23 protein-coding genes and 1 pseudogene are annotated in these 19,551 nt (G+C 65.6%); 13 read left to right on the plus strand and 11 right to left on the minus strand.

Annotation, left to right across the window (positions count from 1 at the left end; translation table 11 throughout):
- Position 1: 1 nt before the first annotated feature.
- A complete protein-coding gene (locus DCM80_RS06350; RefSeq protein WP_257196216.1) occupies positions 2-733 on the minus strand; it encodes a cytochrome c biogenesis CcdA family protein in 732 nt (243 codons plus the stop codon).
- Positions 734-820: 87 nt separating this feature from the next.
- Here DCM80_RS06350 and DCM80_RS06355 point away from each other — a divergent pair.
- The 5 genes and pseudogenes from DCM80_RS06355 to DCM80_RS06375 all read left to right on the plus strand — a co-directional run bounded on the left by DCM80_RS06355 (position 821) and on the right by DCM80_RS06375 (position 3,535).
- Positions 821-1,204: pseudogene (locus DCM80_RS06355) on the plus strand (thioredoxin).
- Positions 1,205-1,232: 28 nt separating this feature from the next.
- Positions 1,233-1,583 carry a metalloregulator ArsR/SmtB family transcription factor gene (locus DCM80_RS06360; protein WP_028137430.1) on the plus strand — a complete coding sequence of 117 codons (351 nt, stop codon included), beginning with the start codon at positions 1,233-1,235 and terminating at the stop codon, positions 1,581-1,583.
- A 71-nt stretch (positions 1,584-1,654) separates the two neighbouring features.
- Positions 1,655-2,734, plus strand: coding sequence for a YeeE/YedE family protein (locus DCM80_RS06365; RefSeq protein WP_257196217.1), 1,080 nt, complete (start codon positions 1,655-1,657; stop codon positions 2,732-2,734).
- A 139-nt stretch (positions 2,735-2,873) separates the two neighbouring features.
- On the plus strand, positions 2,874-3,104 hold the full coding sequence (locus DCM80_RS06370) for a hypothetical protein (protein ID WP_080672242.1): 231 nt from the start codon (positions 2,874-2,876) through the stop codon (positions 3,102-3,104).
- Between the two features lie 32 nt (positions 3,105-3,136).
- A complete protein-coding gene (locus tag DCM80_RS06375; RefSeq protein ID WP_257196218.1) occupies positions 3,137-3,535 on the plus strand; it encodes a hypothetical protein in 399 nt (132 codons plus the stop codon).
- Between the two features lie 154 nt (positions 3,536-3,689).
- Here DCM80_RS06375 and DCM80_RS06380 read toward each other — a convergent pair whose 3' ends face one another.
- Positions 3,690-4,250, minus strand: a complete 561-nt coding sequence (locus DCM80_RS06380) for an SET domain-containing protein (protein ID WP_257196219.1) — start codon at positions 4,248-4,250, stop codon at positions 3,690-3,692.
- A gap of 160 nt (positions 4,251-4,410) precedes the next feature.
- Between DCM80_RS06380 and DCM80_RS06385 the strand changes: the two genes are divergently transcribed.
- Positions 4,411-5,016, plus strand: coding sequence for a hypothetical protein (locus tag DCM80_RS06385; RefSeq protein WP_257196220.1), 606 nt, complete (start codon positions 4,411-4,413; stop codon positions 5,014-5,016).
- On the opposite strand, the gene DCM80_RS06390 is transcribed toward DCM80_RS06385, so the two are convergent.
- On the minus strand, positions 5,013-5,642 hold the full coding sequence (locus DCM80_RS06390; RefSeq protein WP_257196221.1) for a DUF6321 domain-containing protein: 630 nt from the start codon (positions 5,640-5,642) through the stop codon (positions 5,013-5,015). The genes DCM80_RS06385 and DCM80_RS06390 overlap by 4 nt on opposite strands.
- Positions 5,643-5,691: 49 nt before the next feature.
- Positions 5,692-6,423, minus strand: coding sequence for a TetR/AcrR family transcriptional regulator (locus tag DCM80_RS06395; RefSeq protein WP_257196222.1), 732 nt, complete (start codon positions 6,421-6,423; stop codon positions 5,692-5,694).
- Positions 6,424-6,529: 106 nt separating this feature from the next.
- Between DCM80_RS06395 and DCM80_RS06400 the strand changes: the two genes are divergently transcribed.
- The 5 genes from DCM80_RS06400 to DCM80_RS06420 all read left to right on the plus strand — a co-directional run bounded on the left by DCM80_RS06400 (position 6,530) and on the right by DCM80_RS06420 (position 10,381).
- Positions 6,530-7,927, plus strand: coding sequence for a carotenoid oxygenase family protein (locus DCM80_RS06400; protein WP_257196223.1), 1,398 nt, complete (start codon positions 6,530-6,532; stop codon positions 7,925-7,927).
- Between the two features lie 80 nt (positions 7,928-8,007).
- Positions 8,008-8,265, plus strand: coding sequence for a hypothetical protein (locus DCM80_RS06405; protein ID WP_306594638.1), 258 nt, complete (start codon positions 8,008-8,010; stop codon positions 8,263-8,265).
- Between the two features lie 228 nt (positions 8,266-8,493).
- Complete coding sequence (locus DCM80_RS06410; protein WP_257196225.1) at positions 8,494-9,048, plus strand: inner membrane-spanning protein YciB; 555 nt, start codon at positions 8,494-8,496, stop codon at positions 9,046-9,048.
- A 107-nt stretch (positions 9,049-9,155) separates the two neighbouring features.
- Positions 9,156-9,452, plus strand: a complete 297-nt coding sequence (locus tag DCM80_RS06415; protein WP_257196227.1) for a hypothetical protein — start codon at positions 9,156-9,158, stop codon at positions 9,450-9,452.
- A gap of 14 nt (positions 9,453-9,466) precedes the next feature.
- Positions 9,467-10,381 (plus strand): SH3 domain-containing protein, encoded by a 915-nt coding sequence (locus DCM80_RS06420; protein ID WP_257196228.1) that lies wholly within the window; start codon positions 9,467-9,469, stop codon positions 10,379-10,381.
- A gap of 140 nt (positions 10,382-10,521) precedes the next feature.
- Here DCM80_RS06420 and DCM80_RS06425 read toward each other — a convergent pair whose 3' ends face one another.
- From DCM80_RS06425 to DCM80_RS06435, 3 genes are all read right to left on the minus strand, one after another.
- The gene (locus DCM80_RS06425) at positions 10,522-12,177 is read right to left on the minus strand and encodes a fumarate hydratase (protein ID WP_257196229.1); all 1,656 of its coding nucleotides are present in this window, start codon (positions 12,175-12,177) and stop codon (positions 10,522-10,524) included.
- Positions 12,178-12,289: 112 nt separating this feature from the next.
- Entirely contained in the window at positions 12,290-12,574 is a 285-nt protein-coding gene (locus DCM80_RS06430) for a type II toxin-antitoxin system RelE/ParE family toxin (RefSeq protein WP_257175489.1), read from the minus strand.
- Positions 12,571-12,801, minus strand: coding sequence for a hypothetical protein (locus tag DCM80_RS06435; protein ID WP_257196230.1), 231 nt, complete (start codon positions 12,799-12,801; stop codon positions 12,571-12,573). Before DCM80_RS06435 ends, DCM80_RS06430 begins: the two co-directional genes overlap by 4 nt.
- A gap of 97 nt (positions 12,802-12,898) precedes the next feature.
- Between DCM80_RS06435 and DCM80_RS06440 the strand changes: the two genes are divergently transcribed.
- Together DCM80_RS06440 and DCM80_RS06445 are read left to right on the plus strand one after the other, a co-directional pair.
- The gene (locus DCM80_RS06440) at positions 12,899-13,372 is read left to right on the plus strand and encodes a hypothetical protein (RefSeq protein ID WP_257196231.1); all 474 of its coding nucleotides are present in this window, start codon (positions 12,899-12,901) and stop codon (positions 13,370-13,372) included.
- Positions 13,373-13,709: 337 nt separating this feature from the next.
- A complete protein-coding gene (locus DCM80_RS06445) occupies positions 13,710-13,883 on the plus strand; it encodes a hypothetical protein (RefSeq protein ID WP_196236045.1) in 174 nt (57 codons plus the stop codon).
- 132 nt (positions 13,884-14,015) lie between these two features.
- Here DCM80_RS06445 and DCM80_RS06450 read toward each other — a convergent pair whose 3' ends face one another.
- The 4 genes from DCM80_RS06450 to cckA all read right to left on the minus strand — a co-directional run bounded on the left by DCM80_RS06450 (position 14,016) and on the right by cckA (position 19,528).
- Entirely contained in the window at positions 14,016-14,723 is a 708-nt protein-coding gene (locus DCM80_RS06450; RefSeq protein ID WP_257196232.1) for a glutathione S-transferase, read from the minus strand.
- Positions 14,724-14,899: 176 nt separating this feature from the next.
- On the minus strand, positions 14,900-15,583 hold the full coding sequence (locus DCM80_RS06455; protein ID WP_257196233.1) for a lectin: 684 nt from the start codon (positions 15,581-15,583) through the stop codon (positions 14,900-14,902).
- A gap of 159 nt (positions 15,584-15,742) precedes the next feature.
- Positions 15,743-16,765: a Tim44 domain-containing protein gene (locus DCM80_RS06460; protein WP_257196234.1), complete on the minus strand. Its 1,023-nt coding sequence runs from the start codon at positions 16,763-16,765 to the stop codon at positions 15,743-15,745.
- Positions 16,766-16,951: 186 nt separating this feature from the next.
- Positions 16,952-19,528, minus strand: coding sequence for a cell cycle histidine kinase CckA (cckA, locus tag DCM80_RS06465; RefSeq protein ID WP_257196235.1), 2,577 nt, complete (start codon positions 19,526-19,528; stop codon positions 16,952-16,954).
- Positions 19,529-19,551 lie beyond the last annotated feature (23 nt).

Raw genomic sequence — 19,551 nt, forward strand, 5'->3', positions numbered from 1 at the left:
GTCAACCGATGCTGGTCAATGCAGGGAAATGCTGCAGCAGCCATTCCGAGACGGCGGGCATCAAGCCGGTCAGGAACATCAATCCGGTCGCCACCAGAAAGGCGCCCATCGTCTTCTCCACCAGGGCCAGGTGCCGGCGGGCACGGCCGAGCGCGGCGACGAAGCGACCGGTGAAAGCGGCAGCGATCAGGAAGGGAATGCCGGTCCCTGCCGAATAGGACAGCAGCAGCAGAGCCCCCCTCGCCGTGGTGTCCTCGGACCCCGCCATGAACAGGACGGCCGCGAGGATGGGACCTGCACAAGGTGTCCAGCCGAACGCGAACGCCAGACCCATGACGAAGGCGCCCGCAACACCGGCAGGCCGGTTCTCGACCTGCAGCGTCGCGCTGCGATACAGCAGCGGGATCCTGAGCACGCCGAGAAAGTGCAAACCCATCAAGACGATCAGGGCGCCCGCGACGATGCCGAGCGTCGAGATATGGGCGGAGATGAAGCGCCCCACAATCGAGGCGGTCGAGCCCAGCGCCACGAAGACCAGCGAGAAGCCGGCCACGAAGGCCAATGCAGAAACGAGGATGCGCGGCCGCAATGCGGGCTGCCCATCGGACAGATCGGAGACCGAAACACCGGCCATGTAGCACAGGAACGGCGGGACCAGCGGCAGGATGCAGGGTGACAGAAACGACAACAGGCCAGCGACAAAGGCCGCCCCAAGCGTGACATCCAAGGTCATTGCCTCCCACCTATTACATATGCGAATTTAATGATATAAAGAGCCAAGGAAGTCCAGAGGGCCGAAGTCCGGAGGTCATGGCGCGGGATGAGCCGACACGTCGCATTTCTCCTGGCATTGCTCCTGGCCGCGATCACGCTCGCCCTGCCGGCGACGGGGTCCCGCGCGGCCGAGCTGGTCATGTTCGAGCGGGCCGGTTGCGTCTGGTGTGCGCGCTTTGATTCCGAGATCGCGCCGATCTAAGGCAAGACCGAGGAAAGCCAGGCCGCGCCGCTGCGCCGCGTCGATCTCGGCCGTCCCCTGCCGGCCGATCTCTCCGGAATCGATCCGGGTGCCTTCACGCCGACCTTCGTCGTGGTAAAAGAGGGCCGGGAGATCGGCCGCATTCGCGGCTATCCGGGGGATACCTTCTTCTTCGGCCTGCTGAACCGCATCCTGACGGTTTCGGGATCGATGCCGGGCAGGTCGTGACCAGAGATGCCATGAGGAACTTGACGCGATGCCGTTGCCAAAGCTGAAGGAGATCGAGGGATCCGCCGAACTCGAGCAGATGATCGAGAAGGCGCGCGAGGCGAGCGACATGCTCAAGGCGCTGTCGCATGAATCCCGCTTGCTGCTGCTCTGCATCCTCGCCGAGGGCGAGAAGTCGGTGACCGAGCTCGAGCAATTCCTCGGCGAGCGGCAATCGACGGTATCCCAGCAGCTCGCGCGGCTGCGGCTCGACCGTCTGGTCACCACCCGCCGCGACGGCAAGACCATCTATTACAGCCTCGCCAGCGAGGACGTCCGCAAGATACTGACCGCCGTCTACGACGTGTTCTGCGAGCCGGTGCGCCGGCGGCGCCGGTAATTATCCGCGCTGGCTTTCCGCAACCTTCCGGCGCAAGCTGCCTGGAAGGACAACAAACATCTCCGGGAGGAATGCTGAACCCGTCGACCATAGCGTTTGCATGCGGGCTTGCAGCCGGCGCCATGCTCGGTGTCGCGGGTCGCGCGGGACGATTTTGCACCCTGGCGATGCTCGAGGATGCGTTCTTCGGGTCGGATCTGCGCCGGCTGAAATCCTTCGCGTTGGCTGCGGCGGTGGCGCTGCTGGCGACCCAGGCGCTGGCCGAGCTCGGCATCGTCGATCTGTCGAGGTCGATCTACCTGACGCCGTCGATCGGGCTTGGCGGTGCGATTCTGGGCGGGCTGATGTTCGGCATCGGCATGGCGCTGGTCGGCACCTGCGGCTTCGGCACGTTGGTCCGCGTCGGCGGCGGAGATCTGCGCGCCATCGTGGTCTTTCTCGTGCTCGGCCTCTCGGCGCTCGCAACCATGCGCGGCATCACGGGCATGCTGCGCGTGATGCTGATCGAGCCGTTGTCGCTGCGGCTCTCCGGGGGCGGCGACCAGACGCTGACCTCGCTTCTCGGCGCGGGCGGCGCGATGCGCGCGCTGCTCGTCGTGTCGATCGCCACGGCGCTCGCCGTCTGGGCCCTCGCCGACGGCAGGCTGCTGCGATCGCCCCGACTGCTGGCCTCCGGCCTTGCCGTCGGCGCCGCGATCGCATTCGGCTGGTTCGCGACCGGCTGGCTTGCCGATGACGAATTCGATCCCGTCCGAGTCTCCTCGCTCAGCTTCGTCGCGCCGCTCGGCGACACCATCCTCTACATCGCGACCTTCTCCGGGGCGCGGCTGAATTTTGGCATCGGATCCGTTGTCGGCGTCGTGGCAGGCTCATTCGCCGCGGCGATGCTCGCGCGCGGCTTCCGTTGGGAGGCCTGCGACGACGCGCGCGAATTGAAGCGTCACATGACCGGCGCGCTCCTGATGGGCATCGGGGGCGTCATGTCGATGGGATGCACGATCGGGCAAGGGTTGACCGCGTTCTCGACCCTCGCCGTCTCGGCGCCGATCACCCTGCTGGCGATCGCCTGCGGAGCCCGACTCGGGCTCGAGTTCACGATGACCGGCGAGTGGCTGCCGGCACTGCGCCGGCTGTTCGGCGCCTCGACATAGCCAGGACCACCGGGATTTCTCGCCAATTGCGAGCTGCGTCGAACGTCCCAAAGTGCCCTGAATAGCGCCCTGCCTTACCCCTGAGGTAATCGAATTGGCCCGCGGGCCGGCGCATCTTCTGTTGCAACAGGAGATGACCATGATCGCGCTGCTGCTCTACCGGACCATCGCAGACCACCTCGTTCCCTGGGCCATGGCACTCGCGACCCGCATGCTGGCGCGCAGCCTCAACGTGCCCGAGCCGCTGGTGCATTCGACCGGCGATTACGTGGTCGCACAGGTCATCGCCTTCGAGCACGGCGTCGGCAGAAGCCTCTGCCCTTACCGTCTCGCCCGCCTGCTCCGCGCCTGGTGGCGCGGACGGCAGTGAACTCCACCCCACCCCAAGCAAGGAGACCTACCATGATCGTTGCATCCACCTTCCTCCGCCGCGCCCTGCTCGCCGATGCCGTCTTCAGCGGCGTCGCCGCCCTCGGCTTCACCTTCGGCGCGAGCACGTTTGCTGCGCTTTTCAATCTGCCCGAGGCGCTGCTGCGCGAGACCGGCCTGTTCCTGATCGCCTACGCCGCGCTGGTCGGCTGGCTCGCTTCGCGCGCCGCGGTAGCGAAGGCGCTGGTGCTGCTGGTCGTGGTCGGCAACGCGGCCTGGACCGTCGGCAGCATCGCCCTGCTGCTGTCCGGCGCAGTGTCGCCGAACCTCGCCGGCGAGCTCATGGTCGTGGCGCAGGCGATCGCGACCGGCGTGTTCGCCGAGCTGCAATATGTGGGATTGCGGAAGAGCGAGAGCGTGGCGGCGGCGTGAGGGCCGCTCTTGTCCCGGACGCGCTGCAACGCTTCGGCGTCGCGGCGCAGAGCAGGGACCCAGATTGTAATGAACCCCGGCTCTGCGTCGCACCGCACCGGACGATGCTTCGCATCGCCGGGGGCGCTGCGCCGCGTCCGCGGCACGAGTGGGGCTAGGCCCGCGCGCGGGCCTTGCCGACGGCGTGACCGTTGAGCTTCTTGGCCGCCTTGCTCTTGAGGCCCTTCGCGCCCGCCTTCTCGGCCTTGCGCGCGCTGCGCGCCTTCCCCCTGGCACGTTCGGCCCGCGCTTCGGCGCGCAGCTTCTTGCGCTTTCTCTCGCAGGACTCGCACTTGCAGCCGATCGGCTTCAGATAGGCTTTGAAATAGTCGGTGCCATAATCGTAGTTGATCTCGTCGCCGGGCTCGATGTTCTTGATGGCGCGGATGAACACCTTGCGCTCGCGCGGCCGGACGTCGGATTCGGCGTTGGGCCGGCAGGAATGGTTGATGTAGCGGGCGAGATTCTTGCGCACGGACCCGTCGATGGTCCAGCGCCCGTTGAGCTCGAACAGGTACTTGTTCTCGATCTCGTCGTGCGCTGGAATCCGCGAATCCAGGATCGGTCCGAAATAGCGGATGATCCTGGTGCCCTTCTTGATCGGCTTGGTGGCGAAGAGGCCGAGTCCGGTCTTGGAGCGGCCGACACGATAAGGTTTGTTCGAGATGGCTGGCATGATCGAGAAAATGAGGACGCGAACGAGGCGGGAGAAGCCCAAGCGAAGCCGCTCTTCTAGAACGATTCCGCGGCGCTGTCAGGTATATCCCGCCCCGGTTTGAACCTTGCCCACAATCAAGACGTCTGATGGGACCAAGTTCCCAACGCCGCGGAGCCTCATGATGAACCGCACCAGCATAGGTCTTGCCGTTCTGATGACCTGCATCGGCCTGACCTGCGCCGACGCCCAATCCTTGGGCAGCACCTACACCTCGACGGCGCCAAAAGATTGCCGCCAGATCGGCAAAGCCAGCGAGCTCGACGGCAGCACCACGAGGGCATGTCCGGGCAGGAACGGCCTCGTGGTGCTGATTGCCGAGGACGATCTCCGCGAAATCGTCTCGGTCGGCCGCAATCGCAAGCAAGCGGCCGAGGAACCGGCGGCCAAGGCCTGGTTCGCACCGTTCAATTCGTCGGAGACCACGATCGAATGGCGCGCGGTGGGCGCAAAGCCGTTCGCGATCATCCAGCGCTGGCACATCGCCGACAATAGCGATCCCGACAAGCAGGGACGGCCGAATACCAAAGCCATGCTGGTCGTGACCCGGCTGCCGCCCGGCCCGGTCTGCCACGTCGCCTATGTCGATGCGATCGCCAATCCCACCGCCAACGAGCTCGCGCGCAAGGCGGCGGACGATTTCGCCCGCGGCTTCGCTTGCGGCAAGGACCAGGTGAAGATCATCGGCACGCGCGGCCGCGCCGTCGAACTGGCAACGATGCGCTAGTCTCCCGACTTGGCTCGCCGATAGCGCGCCAGCAGCCGCTCTCCTTTCGCAGCGATGCGCCGCGCCGCCGCGACCGTTTTCGGAACCGGCTCGCCCCAGGCATGCGCCGACAGCGCATGGCGGGTCGGCCGCCCCTTTGCATCGACCAGCGGCGGCAGCTTGGCGCGACCATAGAAGCGTACGGCCCAGCTTCCTTTCCGCCGCATCTCCTGCGGCGTCATCTCCGACTCTTTCTTGGTAACGCCGGGCCGCAAATCGGCGCCCTGCTTGCGCGCGAACGCCTTGCGACCCGCCGCGGTCAGGCCGCCGCGCGGATCCTTCTCGCGCGCGGATGCGCTGCGCTTGCGAGACTTGGCCTTCTTCGCGGTGCGTTTGCGGCTCTTCCTCGCGGACGTCTTCTTTGCTTTCGAGGATTTCGATTTCGAAGCTTTCTTCGAGGCCTTCTTCCTGGAGGTCTTCTTTGCTGCCAAGCGCATGTTGTCCACGAGGTTGGGATAGCGGCGGCCGGCGCGGCGGGCGCGCGCTTTCGCCGCCGATTTCTGCGCGGGGCTGAGATGCTTGGAAGCCTTCCCTGTCCGCTTGCGGGGATTGGCGCGTTTCCAGGGAGCGCGTGCTGTTCTTGCCATGCGGCGTCAACGCCTGATCACGGCAAGGGTTGCGTTGATCCTTGATGGATCAGTGTCCGGGCGGTTTGCTCGTGACGGGCGCGGTCAGCATCGCCTCGAGCAGCCGTTCGGCCGTGGTCCCCTCGGGGAGCCGCTCGAGGATATCCTCGAGCCGGCCGTCGAGCAGCAGCATGGTGAAGCCGTGCACCATCGACCAGGCGCGTGCGATGGCGGCGCCCTGATTCAGCGTCAGCGCGTCGCCGCTGATCTGCTCCTGCCGCATCATGCCGATCGCATTCGCAAGTCCTGCGAAGGAAGCTTCGGCCGCCTCGTGCAGAGAGGGCCTGGAATAATCGAGACGTTCGCTGCGGAACATGATGCCGTACATGCCGGGATGAGCCTGCGCATAGGCGACATAGGCCTTCGGCCGCGCCAGCGCGGCTTCGAGGGGCGTGGTGGCGGCATCGCACGAGGCGGTCATCGCCGCGTTGAACTGGCGGAAGCCCACGGCCGCAAGCTCGCTGAGGAGGCCGGTGAGATCGCCGAAATGATGGGTAGGCGCGGCATGCGAAACGCCCGCCTCGCGCGCGACCGCCCGCAAGGTCAGGCCGCCGAGCCCGTCACGCTCCAGCACACGTTCGGCAGCCTGGAGTAGCGCTTCACGCAAGGCGCCGTGATGGTATGGCGTCTCGGTCTTCGCGCTCGCCGTGCGGCGCGTTGGTCGCGATGCAGCAATCGGCGTCGCGCTTCGGCGGGGGCGCGAGCCTCGCGCGGTTTCGCTCTTGGTGTCGGTCTTGGCCATTTGCAAGCTATATGACGCAATATTGACAGTGTAAAGATTTCGCTTGACCGACCTGGCGATCGGCGCTATCTGATCTTTACGATGTAAAGATAGGGAGGGATATGCCGTGCAAAACGACGCCACCGCCGAGCGCCGCAACAATATCGCGCCGATCCCGTTCGAGGCCGATGCGCCCTTCCTCAAGATCCTCGGCGAATTGCCGCGCGATCTGAACGGCACGCTCTATCGCAACGGCCCCAATCCACAATTCGAATCGCCCGGCGCGCACTGGTTCGTCGGCGACGGCATGCTGCACGCCTTCCACCTCGAGAACGGACGCGCCAGCTATCGCAACCGCTGGGTCCGCACGCCGAAATGGCTTGCCGAGCACGACGCCGGCCGCGCTTTGTTCGGCGGCTTCGGCCGCAAGCTGCCGGATGCCCCGGCTGATCTCACCGACGGCGGCGTCGCCAACACCAACATCATCTTCCACGCCGGCAAGCTGCTCGCGCTGGAAGAGGCGCATCTGCCGACCGAGATCGAGCCGGGCACGCTGGCGACGCGCGGCTATCATAACTATCAGGGCCGCGTCGCCGGCAGCTTTACGGCGCACCCGAAGATCGATCCCATCACCGGCGAGCTGGTGTTCTTCGGCTACAACGCCGCCGGTCCGTTGACCCCTGCCCTCTCCTACGGCTCGGTCGATGCTTCCGGCAAGGCGACGCGCTTCGAACGGTTCGAGGCGCCCTATGCCAGCATGGTGCACGACTTCATCGTCACCGCGAACCATGTGCTGTTTCCGATTCTTCCCGTTACCGGCAGCATGGAGCGCGCCATGAGCGGGCGGCCGCCCTACGCCTGGGAGCCGGACAAGGGCGCCTATGTCGGCGTGATGAAGCGCAGCGGCACGGCAAAGGACATCGTCTGGTTCCGTGCCGAAGCCTGCTACGTCTTCCACGTCATGAACGCGTGGGAGGACGACAATCGCATCGTCGCGGACGTCATGCAGTTCGAGCAAGCGCCGTTGTTTCCGCATCCCGACGGCCGGCCGACCGATCCGGAGAAGTCGCGCGCACGCCTCTGCCGCTGGACGTTCGACCTCTCGGGCAATACCGACCGCTTCCAGCAGACCTATCTGGACGACCTCACCGGCGAATTCCCGCGCATCGACGACCGCCGGGCCGGACTGAAGAGCCGTCACGGCTGGTACGCCTGCGCCAATCCGAAACTGCCGATGTTCGGCGCACTCTCTGGCATCGTCCACGTCGACGGCAACGGCAGACGGCTCGGCCAATATCTGCTGCCGGCCGGCGACACCATCTCCGAGCCCGTGTTCGTCGAGCGCGCGAAGGATGCGGCCGAGGCCGATGGCTGGCTGCTCGCGGTGGTCTGGCGGGCGCGAGAAAATCGCAGCGACCTCGCGGTGTTCAACGCCACCGACGTCGAGGCGGGTCCCGTCGCGCTGGTGCAGCTCGGCCACCGCGTGCCCGATGGCTTTCACGGCAATTGGGTCGGGGCGGCGTAGCCCTCGTCAATGCCGGGCGCAACGCGGTCGCGAGCCCGGAATCCCCGTGGATATTGCGTCATCAAGGAGGCCCGATGCACATGCTCCCGATCGCCACGCAATCCGTCGCTGTCCTCGCCCCGGCGGGCGCCGCACTTGCATTCCTGGCGATACGGCTACGCCGGCGAAGCCTCACGTTCTTCGAAGGCGGCATCCTGCTCGCTGCCGGCTTTCTACTCGCCGCCACACTCCCGATGTTGCCGCCCCTGCCCTGGACAGGATTGATCGACGAGATGACCGACCAGCTCGTTGCAGCACTTCATTTTCTGGAGGTCGCTTACGTCGCCTTGACATTGTAAGAGATGGTTGACCGGCACGGCTCCCCGTCTTGAGCGCGCCGCCCTGGTTATTACGGTTCCGAATCCCGCGCTGCCGCGTCCGGACCTGGGCGTTCCGGTCGGTTTTTGGGGCCCCTGCGCGATCTCGCAACAGCGCGCTTGTCTTCACAAAGTGATATGCCGGGTATCGCCGGATCAAGTAGGGTGCGCCGGTCCGCGCCTTGCCCGCGCCGCTGAACAGGAATGACGATGAAGGACGTATTCGCCCGCCTCGCCTCCGACCTCCTCTCCGTTATCATCTTCCTGGCCGTCTATCTCGTCACAGACAACGTGATCCTCGCAACTGCGGTGGCGATTGCTGGCGCGGTCGCGCAGGTGATCTACGCGCGCCTCAAGGGACAACCGCTCCACTACATGACCTATGCGAGCCTCGCGCTGGTCGTGGTGCTGGGCGGTATCACGCTGCTGACCAACGATCCGCGCTTCATGCTGGCAAAACCCTCGATCGCACATTTCGCCATCGGCGCGATCATGCTCAAGCGCGGCTGGATGCTGCGCTACATGCCGCCGATGGTCGTCGAGACCGTTCCGGAATATGTCACCGTTGCGGGCTATGCCTGGGCGGTGCTGATGTTCGTGATCGGCGCTGGCATGATCGTGGTCGCCGCCACCGGCGACCTGAAGCTGTGGGCGTTCTATCTCATGGTGGTCGCAGGCGGCGCCAAGATCCTGGCCTTTGCCGTGCAGTACTTCGTTCTGCGGCTGATCGTTACCAGCCGCCGGCGCGCCGCCGCCCGCGCCTAAATGCCCTATTCGAGGGTTAGGCAGGAGCTGCGAGTTGGGCTATAGGCTCGACTTCGGGACTGGCTGCGGATCGTCGCGGCCGGCCTGGATTTGTTCGGGAGACGGGAATGGCCGTAGACGGCAACTGGAATCTGACCATGACGACGCCGATGGGCGAGCGCCAGGCGACGCTGAGCCTGAAGGCCGCCGGCGGCACGCTCACGGGCACGCAGGGCGCGGAAGGTAATACCGCCGAGATTTTCGACGGCAGCGTCTCCGGCGACAACGTCTCCTGGAAGGTCTCGATCGACAAGCCGATGCCGCTTACGCTCGAATTCACCGGCACCGTCTCCGGCGACGGCATGAGCGGCGAGATGGGCATCGGCCCGATGGGCAGCTTCCCGTTCACGGGCTCACGCGCGTAGGGCCGCGCACCATCATGCGCGTGCTCCGTCTCATCGCGGCGGCGATCCTGTCCGTCGCGACGCAAGCGGCGCGCGCGGACGACACCGGGCCGGCGTGGCGCGCAAGCGCGCTCGCCATGGTGCCCGCCGGCTACGTTGCCGGCACTGCGTATCGCACCGAAGGCTCGACCGGCTATCTCGCGGTCTATCCGGCAACCTCGAATGATCCGAAGACACCGGCCAGCGTGTTCGCCGCACGCCAGACCCTCGTTGTCGCGCTGACGCCGGATGCGACACGCGCCTTGTCAGCCGAGATCAAGCCGCGCAGCGATCCCGATCGCGATGACAGCGACTTCGCCAAGCTGCACGCCGAGCTTGCCGGAAAGCGCAGGACGCTTCCCGACGGCACCGAGCCCTGCAGTCTCGGCGCCTGGTCCATCGACAAGGATCCACACGGGCTCAACGTGCGCGCCGAGCCGTCAGCGACGGCGCGCGTGCTCGGCACGCTGCCGCCGCCCTACCAGCTCAAACTGGGCGGCGCCGAGAACACGCCCGACGGCGGCTGGCTCACCGAATTCCGCATCATCGGCTTCAAGAACGGCTGGTTTCTGATCGAAGGCGCAAGGCCGCCCGGCAAGGACTACGAGGACGAGAAGCGATATCCGCGCAACGCGCCAAAGCCCTATGCCGGGCGCGGCTGGGTTGCGGCGAGCAAGATCGGCGCGAACTACGCCAATGGCGGCACGCGCGCGGGCGGCCTGTTCCAGGCCCCCTTCGTCGACGCTCAATGGATGCCGGCGCAGCGCGAGCTCGGCGGCCCGATCGACGGCGACGGCGGACCCAAGCGCCTCCTCGCCTGCAGCGGCTTCTGGGGTCTGGTCGAGAGCCACGACGGTGTGCGCGGCTGGTGGCGCGCGCTGTGCTCCAACCAGGTCACGAATTGCAGCTGATGAGATAGCGTTCGCTCGCGTGTCCCGGACGCGGTGCAGCGTGCAACACTGCTCCGCAGAGCCGGGACCCATGCCTCTACGATGGCCCCCGGATCAGCAGCGCAGCATTTCATCCTACGCAGCATCCGGGGAACGCCGCCTCAACCCAGATTTAACTCCTTGAAGAAGTCGTTGCCCTTGTCGTCGATGATGATGAAGGCGGGGAAGTCGACGACTTCGATGCGCCAGATCGCTTCCATGCCGAGCTCGGGATATTCGAGCACCTCGACCTTCTTGATGCAGTGTTCGGCGAGATTGGCCGCAGCGCCGCCGATCGAGCCGAGATAGAAGCCGCCATATTTCTTGCAAGCTTCCCGCACGGCCGGTGCGCGGTTGCCCTTGGCGACCATCACCATCGAGCCGCCGGCGGCCTGGAACTGGTCGACGAAGGAATCCATGCGCCCCGCGGTGGTCGGACCGAACGCACCGGAGGCGTAGCCGTCGGGCGTCTTGGCGGGGCCGGCGTAATAGACCGGATGGTTCTTGAAGTAGTCCGGCAGCGGCTCGCCCTTCTCCAGCCGCTCGCGCAGCTTGGCATGGGCGCTGTCGCGCGCGACGATCATGGTGCCGGTCATCGAGACCCGGGTCTTGATCGGATATTTCGAGAACGTCGCCAGTATGTCCTTCATCGGCTGGTTGAGGTCGATCTTGACGACCTCGCCGCCGAGCGACTGCTCGATCTGGGGCAGGTACTGCGCCGGGTTATGCTCGAGCTCCTCGAGATACACGCCGTCCCTAGTGATCTTGCCGAGCACCTGGCGGTCGGCCGAGCAGGACACGCCGAGCCCGATCGGCAGCGAGGCCCCATGACGCGGCATGCGGATCACGCGCACGTCGTGGCAGAAATATTTGCCGCCGAACTGCGCGCCGACGCCGAGGCTTTGCGTCATCTTGTGGATTTCCTTCTCCATCTCGACGTCGCGGAAGGCATTGCCGTCGGGCGAGCCGTGCGTCGGCAGCGCATCGAGATAGCGCGCGGAGGCGAGCTTCACCGTCTTCATGCACAGCTCGGCCGAGGTGCCGCCGATCACGACGGCGAGGTGATAAGGCGGACACGCAGCGGTGCCGAGGGTCAGGATCTTCTCCTTCAGGAACGCGAGCAGCCGGTCCTTGGTCAGCACCGAGGGCGTTGCCTGGAACAGGAAGCTCTTGTTGGCGGAGCCGCCGCCCTTCGCCATGAACATGAACTTGTAGGCATCGTCGCCCTCGGCGTAGATCTCGCACTGCGCCGGCATGTTGTTGGCGGTGTTCTTCTCCTCATACATCGAGAGCGGAGCGACCTGCGAGTAGCGCAGATTGCGGCGCAGATACGCATCGCGCGCGCCTTCCGACAGCGCCGCCTCGTCGTCGCCGTCGGTGATGACGTTGCAGCCCTTCTTGCCTATGATGATGGCGGTGCCGGTGTCCTGGCACATCGGCAGCACGCCGCCGGCCGCGATGTTGGCATTCTTCAGGAAGTCCAGCGCGACGAACTTGTCGTTGGGGCTGGCCTCATTGTCCTCCAGGATGGCACGGAGCTGCTTCAGATGGCCGGGGCGCAGGTAATGGTTGATGTCGCCGAAAGCCGCCTCCGACAGCGCCCGCAGCGCCTCGCGCGACACCACCAGCATGTCCTTGGCCAGGACCTTCTCGACCCTGACACCCTCGGACGAAATCTTCCTGTAGGGCGTTTCGTCCTTGCCCAGCGGGAACAGGGGGGTGTGCTTGTAGGGGGGAACGGGCTTGGACTGGTCGGGGAAGGCGGTCGGGGCGTTCATGGGTGAATCTCGGGGTTTTGGAGCCCTGGCGGGCCTCTCAGCATAGAAGCGTTCTAAGCCTTTTTGCCGCAAAGGGAAGCACCCCGAACGCCCGCCAGCTCATGGGTCGAGTCTAGATTTCGCGATCCCTGGCGCCATGAACGATGGCCAATATGTCGATCAGCTGATTTGGCTGATCGACCGCGTAGACAATGATATAGGGAGCCTCCACCAGCTCCCGCGTTCCTTCAAGCTGGCCCGGACGACCGATGTTGGGCAGGCCCAAAACGGCAAGACGCTCGATCTTCGCCCTGATGCGATCGGCTACCCGCGCTGCTGCGGGGGGATTGTCCTGGGAAATCCAGTCAACAATCTCATCGAGATCACGAGCCGCCGACTCGTGAATGACGACCTTCATTCGCCGAGGCGTCGCTTGAGGCGCTCTTTGAACTCATCGAGCGTGAGACGGCGCGCGTTCGGATCCGACCGGCGGCGGCGAATCTCCTCGACCTGCTCGTCGGTGAGCCGGTAAACGCTCTCGTCCTGCGACTCCATCAGCATCAGCATCTTCGCCGCATCCTCCTGGCGCTCGAGCGGCCAAGTCAGAACGCGATCCAGAACGGCTTTTACCTGCTCCTTGCTCATGTGCTCTTTATATCACGTGCCGGCCAACAAGAAAGACCCGGCCCTTGCGCTTGGCGTCCGCCGACGCTTGAATGCGCGCCGTAAGGGGCTTTTCATCATGACATTGAAACTGAACGTCCGCGGCGCGATCCTGGTCGCCGCCGCCATCACCGGCCTTGTGACCCTCACCTCGCCGGCCCGGGCCGACCGCTGCGATGACAGCGCCAAGGAGCTGGCGAACCAAGTCGACCGCCTGAAGGTGAATTTCCGTGCCGCAAACGTCGTTTACATGACGCATCCGGCGGCCAAGGAGCTCTCCGTGAGTTGCCGCGGCGACAAGTATTCCATCGAGCTCTACGCCAAGGGTGATCGCAAGCCCAAGCCGGAGTTCTATACGCTGGTGGGATCGATGGCCGCGATCGTCTTCACCGTGACCAAGGACGACACCACGACGGGCGCGACACGCTGCCTGAAGCGCATGGGCCTGCTCCGCGGCGACAAGGTCAGCATGCGCTATCGCCGGCTCAACATGGAATGCATCCGCACCAAGACGGAGGCGTCGATCGCGATCACGCGCGGCAAGGACGAATAGGCGGCGGCTCTTCTTCGTGCTTGCTGCGAATATTGTGCAGGTGTAGCGCGACGCTGCTCACCACGGACCCCGTCATTGCGAGCAAAGCGACTTGTCCGCCAAAGCCTTGGCGAAGGCGGAAGCAATCCAGGAATTTCTCTGCGGAGACAGTCTGGATTGCTTCGTCGCGAGAGCTTCTCGCAATGATGGGGAGAGATTTTTCGTCGCCCTCATCCAGCGTCGATGAAGCGAGCAGCCTATTCCCCCGCGCAATCCCTCGCATTTTAACGATCGCCTTGAAGGAATCTTCGCTCCTCACAGCGCAGGCTGAATTGTTTCCATATGTGAGGATTTGCGGATGAAGGTTTCCACCGTAGCACCGCCGCCGATCGCGATCGTGGTTCCCAGCTACGACACGACCAAGCAGCAGGACGATCAGACCAAGACCAGGGACGCCGACCCGACCTACAAGCCGCAGCCGCCCGTGCCGCTGCCGCCGGGTCAGGGCACGCGGATCGATCAGCTGGCCTAATCAGGCTTGCCACGGCGCTGTTGCCCTCGGCGTTCGCTGCCCTGAGGCGGCCATACACCCTTCGCGCACGAGCGGCGTGGAAACCGCGCGTTTTCTTGACGCGAGCCGATATCCACTTCGCTTGAAAACGCTTTACCCGTCCAGCTCCTTGTAGCGGCGGAAGATGCCCTGCTCGTTGAAGGGAATGCGGCGCGGGCTTGCGAGATAGGCCTTGATGTTGGGCCGCGCGGCGATCCGATCGTGCAGGCCGGCGAGGCCCGGCACGTCCGTCTCGAACGCCTTCATGCGCTTGGGAAAGCCATAGCGCAGCCCCGCGACGATCTGGAACAGCGAGAGATCGACATAGGTGAGCCGGCGGCCCGTAACATAGATGCCGCCGTTCGCGTCGAGAAGCTGCTCGAAATAGCCGAGATATTTTGGCACCCGCTCGTCCCAGAATGCGGCCGTGCGCTTCTTCGCCGGCGGCTTCTGGTCCTCGTAGTACAGAGAGGGCCCGAGCGGATGATGGGTGTCGTGGATCTCGACCACGAAGTCGGTGATGGTGAGCTGGAGTTGGTGCACCCAGAGCTTTCCCGCCTCCGTCTTCGGCGCAAGCCCGTGGCGGCTGCCGAGATAGAGCAGGATGTTGGCGGTCTGGCCGATGACGAGCTTGCCGGCCTTCAGGAACGGCGGCGCAAAGGGCGGCGTGCCCTTGCGCGCGTCCATCATCTTCATCATCGCCGCCGTCCCGCGCGCTCCGCGCGCGACATCGACGTAAGCCGCGCCTGCCTCCTCGAGCGCCAGCCGCACATATTCGCCGCGGCCCTGAATCTCGGGCCAGTAATAGAGTTCGTATGTCATGGGAGGGGTCCGCGAACGTGAACACGTGCGAACTAATGTAACATGCCGTCGGAGGTTCCGTCAGGTGAGACGGAGTACTCGCGCCACATAGCCGCCATTGCGGGCGTAGCGACTCGTCCGCCGAAGCCTTCGACGAGCTCCTCGCAATGACGCGCGGAACGAGTGTCGGCCTCAGTTCAATTCGCAGCGAAACAATACAGCAGCCCGTCGCCGCCGGTGCTCCTCAGATCGGCCTGCGAGCAGCCGCCATCGGAACCGCGCGAGGGATGCGAGCTGTTCCAGGACTTGGACGGTTCATCGTCGCGCAGGCCCTGGCGATCGGCGTGGCCGACCACCGCCGCACCTTGCGTGCTCGACGTCCAGTTCTTGCATGTCTTGTCGTCACCGGCCGCGAACGCGGTGCCGTCGGGTTGGGTTCCGGTCAGGATGTCGTGCCGGTTCGGCGTGTCGCCGCGGCCGTTGATGATTTCACCCTTCTCGCTGAGGGCCGTCTGCTTGGTCAGGTTGTTGGCGGGACCATGCAGCTCGGCCACGTCCTTGGCGATCACCGCACCCTTGGCATTCTGCCACGGTCCTTTGCCGATGCGATCGCGCGCGTTGACGGCCGGCTTGCCCTCGGCGGCCTGCGTCGAGAGATAGGCGCGCCAGGTCTTCGCGCCGGCGCCGGAGGCTTGAGCCAGCTTCTGGCACTGCGCATCGGCTCCCTCCAGGCCGCCGAGGTCGGCACCCTTGCCTGGGCCGCTGGAGGTCACGAAGAATGTCATGTCGGGCGACTGCGCCTGCGCCGACGGCGCCGCAAACCATGCAAACGGAACCGCGGCCAGCGCGGAAATCGTCAGGGATCTCCTGATACGGATCATGTTTGTCCTCCCGTTTTGTTTGGCGTCGGTTGTTTTTCGTTGGCCGCTTGATTTCAACCCGCTGCGCTCCCGCTTATTCCGATGCCGCGATGCAGGGCCGCAAAAGAAAAGGCGCCGTGCAGGAAGCACGACGCCCTGTCTCGTTCGATCGCTTTGCGATCAGTTGGTCTGCTGGATCGCCGACAATTCCCAGCCGCTGCCGGGCCGGCGGGCGAACGTCCAGACCTCGGTGACTTCACCCGGCTGCTCGCTACCGGCGACGAGCGTGCCGCTGTTGCGGTCCAGCGTCTTGTCGGTGAGCGCGAAGCGCAGCGCCACCGTGGCGTAGTCGGTCTCGCCTTCGCGCCAGGCTTCGGCGAGGTCGCCCTGCAAGAGCTTGACGCCGGTCACCTTGTTGACGACGTTCCGCGCACGGTTCTGGGCGAGGTCCTGCTCGAAATAGGAGACCATCTCAGGCGTCGCGAGCGTGTGCAGCTTGGCCACGTCCTCGTTCGACCAGGCCGCCTGAACTTCGCCGAGCAGGCGCTCGAACGCCTCGTAATCGTCCGGCTTGATCTCGAGCGGCGCATTGTTGGCATTGGCGCCGAAACCGAAGCCGCCAAGTCCACTACCAAGTCCACTACCAAGCGCGCTGCGCTGGTTCGGCTGCGGTCCGGAAGCTGCGCCCGCGTCGGCATTGGCATAGGCCGCCTGCGGCGCGTGACGGCGCTGCCACCAGGACATCGCCAGCCGCACCACCAGCACCACCAGCACGATCTGGATGATCAGGCCGAGGATCGAGGACAGACCGCCGAGGCCGCCGAACAGGCCGCCACCGAACAGCATGCCGAGCAGGCCGGCGCCGAGGAAGCCAGCCGCAAGGCCGCCCATGAAGCCGCCGGCACGGCCGCCGAACAGGCCGCCGCGCGCGGGCGCGGACGCAGCCGAGTTCATGCCTGCACCCGGCTGGGTGTAGGTGCGGTTGAATTGCGAGGCCGAACCCGGCGCCGTCGTGGTCGGGGGCGGAGCGGAATAGGTGCGCGAGCCGCGCGAACCGGACGAGCCGCCGCCGCCGACGCGCGCGTCGGCGGACGAGATGACGAGCGCTGTCGGCAGCGCAAGCGCCAGCATGACGGCGAGCGTCTTGAAGAGATTGCGGGAGCGTAGCGAGAAGTTCATGTTCGTTTCCCAAATCCCCGGCATGGGGACGCGCTCTTAAGATGGGCAGACTTCCCCAAAAGTGAAGCCGGTTTCGGAACTTGTGGCTGCGGCCCTCAGTCGCGGGGATGTGGCAAAAGCCCATATTGGGCGGGATCTGGCCGGATCCGGCGGGGAAACCGTCGTTACGGGTTACCGGCGGGGCCGGAGATGCGCGGCGAGAGCGCGCCCTCAGCCCTGCTTCGTCATCGTCTCCTTCACCGCCGCCACGAGCTGGCTGAGCGTGAACGGTTTTGGCAGGAAGTCGAATTGCTGCCCCTCGGGCAGGCTCTTCTCGAAGGCGTCCTCAGCGTAGCCGGAGACGAAGATGAACTTGATGTCGGGGTTCTTCTCCCGCATCGCCTTCAAGAGCGTCGGTCCGTCCATCTCGGGCATGACGACGTCGGAGACGACGAGATCGATCGCCCCGCCCTGCTCCTCCAGCATCTCCATGGCTTCGACGCCGTTCTCGGCCTCGACCACGGTATAGCCGCGCGAGCGCAGGCCACGTGCGTTCAGCGCGCGCAGGCCCTCTTCGTCCTCGACCAGCAGGATGGTGCCCTGTCCCGTGAGATCGGTGCGCGGCTTGGCCTCGACGGCAGCGGCGTCCTTCGCGGCGCCATTGGTCGCGCTGGCGACAGCCGGCTGCTCGACCTGCACCTCCGGCTCGGCGTGATGGCGCGGCAGGAAGATGTGGAACGAGGTGCCCTGCCCCGGCTCGGAGTCCACGTAGATGAAACCGCCGGTCTGCTTGACGATGCCGTAGACCGTGGAAAGGCCGAGGCCGGTGCCCTTGCCCACTTCCTTGGTCGAGAAGAACGGCTCGAAGATCTTGTCGCGGATGTCGGCGGGGATGCCGGTGCCGGTATCGGCGACCTCGATCCGGACGTAATCCGCCGCCGGCATGCCCTTGTAGGCGAGCTTGCCGGCGTCGTCGGTGGAGACGTTGGCGGTGCGGATGATCAGCTTGCCGCCGTCGGGCATGGCGTCGCGCGCGTTCACCGCGAGGTTCACGATCACCTGCTCGAACTGGGAGACGTCGACCTTCACCGGCCAGAGATCGCGGCCGTGGACGAGGTCGAGCTTGACCTTCTCGCCGATCAGCCGGCGCAGCAGCATGGTGAGATCGGAAAGCGCGTCGCCGAGGTCGAGCACCTGCGGCCGCAGCGTCTGGCGGCGCGAGAACGCCAGCAGCTGCCGCACCAGCGTCGCGGCGCGCGTGGCGTTCTGCTTGATCTGCATGATGTCCTGGAACGACGGGTCGGTCGGCTTGTGCGCGTTCAGCAGGAAGTCGTTCGCCATCATGATGGCGGACAGCACGTTGTTGAAGTCGTGGGCGATTCCGCCGGCGAGCTGGCCGACCGTCTCCATCTTCTGCGACTGGTTGATCTGGTTCTCCAGCGCGCGCCGCTCGGTGGTCTCGAGCATGTGCACGATGGCGGCTTCCGCGTCGTTCTCGGCCGAATCGACCGGCGTGACGAAGAACTGGCCCCAGCGCTCCTTGGTTCCTTCCAGCGCCACCTCGACCGGCGCGATGTCGGCCTGGCCTTCGGCGGCCTGGTTGATGGCCGCGATCAGGAGGTGGCGATCGCGCGCATTGACCGCGCGGAAGATCGACTTGGAGGCGCTGTCGAGCCCCAGCGCCTGGCCGAGCTTGGCGTAGCGGGCATTGGCGCGCACGACGTTGCCGGCGCGGTCGACGGTCGCGATCGCCATCGGCGTATGGTCGAAGAAGCGCATGAAGCGCACTTCGGCGGCACGATCGGGATCGCTGCGCTCGTCGCGGGCGCGGCTGATGACGAGCGTGCGCGAGGGCCCCGGCGCGCCGTCGGCGCCGAAGGCGAGCTTGTGATAGAGCCGCACCGGCATGGTCTTGCCGGTGCGCATGCGCAGATCGATGTCGAAGACTTCCGTCTTCACCTCGCCCGGCACCGCCACGATCGACGTCAGCAACGAGGCGCCGTCGCCGGAGACGATGTCGGTCAGCTTGAGGCCGCCCGAACCGATTTCGGCGAGGTCGTAGTCGAGCCAGTTCGCCAGCGTCGCGTTGACATAAGCGAGCTCGCCGGCCGGATTGACCGAGAAGAAGCCGCACGGCGCGTGGTCGAGATATTCGATGGCGTGCTGGAGCTCCTGGAACACGTCCTCCTGACGCTCGCGGTCGCGGGTGATGTCGGCGATCGACCATACCGCATATTTCGCCTCGCGCTTTTCAGTGCCGAGCGGGCGAACGCGCATGCGCAGCCAGCGGCCTTGGCTGCCGTCGTGGCCGGAGATGCGCACCTCCTCCTGCTGGCGCTTGCCCTCGCGCGCGGCCTTCAGCAGCCGGAACACGGCTTCGGAGACATCGGGGTTGCCGATGAAGACGCGTTCCACCGGACGCACGTCCTGCGGACCGCTGGCGCCGGTCAGCGTCAGATAGGCGGCATTGGAATAGATCACGTGGCCGCGGGCATCGGTGACCGCGAGCCCGTCGAAGGCGTGATCGGAAATGCGGCGAATGATCGGATCGTCGAGATTGCGGTCGGCAAAGCGGATGATGCCGGCCGCAAACGCGAACAGGTTGAACAGCCCCACCATCGCCAGTACGGCGAGGACACCGAGGATATAGGGCTGCGCCTGCACCCGCCCGAGCGTCATCAGTCCGACGGCGACGGCGACGAGGCCGGCGGCCACCAGCAGCACCAGCGCAATGCTGCCCGAGCGCGGCGACGGCTCGTGCGCCGCACCGGGCTCGCGTGTGAGGTCGTGGTCGGTCTCGGCGGTCATCTCAAGCTGGCGCGGCCTGTCGG

This window comes from Bradyrhizobium sp. WBOS08, from assembly GCF_024585125.1.
In the GTDB taxonomy this organism is placed as follows: domain Bacteria; phylum Pseudomonadota; class Alphaproteobacteria; order Rhizobiales; family Xanthobacteraceae; genus Bradyrhizobium; species Bradyrhizobium japonicum_B.